General features: G+C 52.2%; 1 protein-coding gene. It reads right to left on the bottom strand.

The genetic code is table 11. From position 1 onward, the window contains the following. On the bottom strand, positions 1 to 712 hold a 712-nt coding region (locus O2S87_RS18705; protein WP_475410224.1), incomplete at its 3' end, for an IS4 family transposase. Between the last annotated feature and the right edge of the window lie 3 nt (positions 713 to 715).

Here is a 715-nt window from a genome sequence, read left to right as displayed (position 1 = left end):
CTAGCGGAATGGTGTTACCCCGCCATGTCCGCAGTTCTTCGACGATCTCGAAGTTCGCGTTGTCTTTGACACGGGAGACGAACCAGCCGCCATTCTGGTCGATACGGTCGAACAACCAGAAATCATAGAATCCTAAATCGAGCAGGATGAGGGCGTCAGCTACCCACTCGCCGGTGGGTAGCTGACTCCGGTCATGAGTTTTCCCGCTGGTTGTTTGGAACCGTGTCGGGAGGCCTGTAGAGAGTGATTCGGTAAGATGGAGTTTCAGCTCAGCTTGGTCGTCACTCGTTGCTGCGTAGACATCAGCGGCATCTTGATACAATGAGACGATGGTTGAGTCAGCGATAAGGACGTCTCGAAAGCGTTCGAGACGGCCGTTTAGATCTCTTCGTCCAGTATCGAGATTCTCGATAGCATCATCGAGAATCTCTCGAAGGAGTGCAACAAAGCCTGGTTCGAACCAGTCATGAAACGATGCATAGGAGAGCTCGTCGCAGTCAGCCATCTCAACATACCGTTCGAGAAATGCCTGTAGAGTGCGGTCTGATCCGGCAGCAAAGCCAAACGCGAGAGTGTAAAACAGCGCAACAATGTCGAATTTCCGCTGACGCTCTACGAGATTCGTTGCGCGAACGCGTTCGCGCAACTCATCAGAAGGAAACGCTCTTTGAATTCGCTCAACGATAACTGAACCCGGTGGAGAATAGCCCATACA

The sequence above is a fragment of the Halohasta sp. A2 genome, from assembly GCF_056175805.1.
The sequence above is the reverse complement of the archived record's forward strand: the minus strand, read 5'-3'. Positions and strand labels throughout refer to the sequence as shown.